3 protein-coding genes are annotated in these 2,540 nt (G+C 65.9%); 2 read left to right on the top strand and 1 reads right to left on the bottom strand.

The window, feature by feature from the left end:
- Together msrB and msrA are read left to right on the top strand one after the other, a co-directional pair.
- On the top strand, positions 1-432 hold a 432-nt coding region (msrB, locus tag QOC69_RS28940), incomplete at its 5' end, for a peptide-methionine (R)-S-oxide reductase MsrB (RefSeq protein ID WP_526445962.1).
- Positions 429-944, top strand: a complete 516-nt coding sequence (gene msrA, locus QOC69_RS28945) for a peptide-methionine (S)-S-oxide reductase MsrA (protein WP_526445963.1) — start codon at positions 429-431, stop codon at positions 942-944. The genes msrB and msrA, both read left to right, overlap by 4 nt.
- Here the strand turns inward: msrA and QOC69_RS28950 are convergent, their stop codons facing one another.
- Positions 945-2,306 carry a cytochrome P450 gene (locus QOC69_RS28950; protein WP_526445964.1) on the bottom strand — a complete coding sequence of 454 codons (1,362 nt, stop codon included), beginning with the start codon at positions 2,304-2,306 and terminating at the stop codon, positions 945-947.
- Positions 2,307-2,540: the final 234 nt, after the last annotated feature.

Raw genomic sequence — 2,540 nt, forward strand, 5'->3', positions numbered from 1 at the left:
GCCGTGCAGGCCCTGTCGCCCGAGCAGTACCAGGTCACCCAGGAGAACGGCACCGAGCGTCCGTTCACCGGTGAGTACTGGGACAACCACGAACCGGGCATCTACGTCGACGTGGTCTCCGGCGAGCCGTTGTTCGCCTCGACGGACAAGTTCGAGAGCGGGTCGGGCTGGCCCAGCTTCACCAGGCCGATCGATGCCGACAACGTGGTGGAGAAGCGCGACCGATCCCTTTTCATGATGCGCACCGAGGTGCGGTCGGCGAACGGCGACAGTCACCTCGGCCACGTGTTCAACGACGGGCCGCGCGAGGAGGGCGGGTTGCGCTATTGCATCAACTCCGCTTCGCTGAGATTCATCCACCTCGACGACCTCGAGACCGAGGGCTACGGCGAGTACGCGACGCTCTTTTCGAACCAGGAGGCACAGGCATGACGAACACCGCGACCGCGATCCTGGCAGGCGGCTGCTTCTGGGGCATGCAGGACCTGATCCGCAAGCAACCGGGGGTGGGGGCCACGCGCGTCGGCTACACCGGCGGCAAGAACGACCACCCCAACTACCGCAACCATCCTGGGCACGCGGAGGCCATCGAGATCGAATACGACCCCGCGCAGACCGACTACCGCGCGCTGCTCGAGTTCTTCTTCCAGATCCACGATCCGACGACGAAGGACCGCCAGGGCAACGACGTCGGGTCCAGCTACCGGTCGGCGATCTTCTACAACGACGACGAGCAGAAGCGGGTCGCGCTGGACACCATCGCGGACGTCGAGGCGTCCGGTCTGTGGCCAGGCAAGGTGGTCACCGAGGTCACCCCGGCAGTTGACTTCTGGGAGGCCGAGCCGGAGCACCAGGACTACCTGGAGAAGTATCCGAACGGATACACCTGCCACTTCCCGCGCGCCGGCTGGAAGCTGCCGAAGCGGGAGAACGCGAGCCAGTAATCAGCCCAGCGGGGCCGCCCGGCGCCGCACCACGATGCGACCGCCGGCCTTGGGCGTGTAGGCCACGCCACGGGAGTGCCGCTTCTCGTCGGGCGCGGCGGTGGTCTCGATCGTGAAGTGACGCAATACCGTTCGCAGCACCACGTCCATCTCGACGTTGGCGAACACCGCACCAACGCAGCGCCGGGTGCCGCCACCGAACGGTATGAAGGACGCCGTCGGCCGCGTACCCACGAAGCGCTGCGGGTCGAAGCGGCCTGCGTCGGGATAGTCGGCCTCGCGCTCGTGGATCGAGGCGATGGCCACGGTGATCGAGTAGCCCCGTGGCACCACCCAATCGCCCAATTGGAAACTGGGCGCATAGACGTGACGGCCGGCGAAGTCGATGACGGTGCGCACCCGCTGCACCTCGAGGAGGGCGGCCTGGCGATACTCGTTGCCTTCGGTTTCCGCCTCGCCCTCAAGCTTGGCGAGAACGTCCGGATGGCGGCTGATTCGTTCGAACGCCCAGGCCATCGTGGCCGCCGTGGTCTCGTGACCGGCGGCCAGCAGGGTGAGCAGCTCGTCGGCGATGTCGCGGCGGGACATCGCAGAGCCGTCCTCGTAGGTGCTGCGCAGCAGAATCGTCAGGACGTCGTCGCGGCTCTCGAATTCAGGATCGAGCTTGACGGTGTCGATGAGCCTGTCGATGACGGCGTCGTACTGGCGGCGATACGCGGCCAGCCTGCCCCACGGGCTGTACCTGCCGTACGTCCGCGATGGCACCGGCAGCACCGCCAGACGCGAGCCGAGCGTGACCCATGGCGGGATGATGCGGCGCAGTTCGTCGAGTTGCTCGCCGTCCGCGCCGAACACCGCGCGCAGGATGGCGTTCAGCGTGATCCGCATCATCGGTTCGATGGTCTCGAACTCCTGCCCCTCGGGCCAGCTCGCCGACTCGCGCAGCGTCTCCTCTTCGAAGATCTTCTCGTAGTTCTTGATGCTCTTGCCGTGGAAGGGCGGGGTGAGGAGCTTGCGGCGCAAACGGTGTTCGGCGCCGTCGAGCGCGAACACCGATCCTGAGCCGAGGATCCGGCTGAGGTTGGGCTGGATGTTGCCCACGTCTTCGGTGTTGGCGGTGAACAGTTGCTTGGCGATCTGCGGGTTGGTGACGATCACGGTGCGACCGAAGACCGGCAACTTCATCGTGAAGACGTCGCCGTAGCGGCGGGCGATCTGGTTCACCGTCCATTGCCTCGACACCGCGTAGGCGATGCCCTGGAAGAACGTCGGAATGCGCGGCCAGGGCGGAAGGTTCACCGCCAGGGTGAGGCCTGCCGTCGAACGTTCATCGGTGGTCGTTTGGCTCACAGGACTCTCCAACCCACTTAGTGGTACTACGATGTACCATCGGCGTGTGCTGTACGGTACCGCTTGGTACCGCACACGCGCAAGGGTTTGGAGGTGCTGGTGGTGACCGCGCAGAAGTTGAGCGGTGTTGGGGTGGGTGGTTGTCGGTGGCGGGTGCCAAGATGTTGGCAGCAGACTTCCGCTCCGGCCACCGTGACTCCATCGCGGGGGCCGCGATCGGTAGGCGTGGTCTCGGACTGGTGATCA

The sequence above is a fragment of the Mycobacterium sp. genome (assembly GCF_032162105.1).
Lineage (GTDB): Bacteria > Actinomycetota > Actinomycetes > Mycobacteriales > Mycobacteriaceae > Mycobacterium.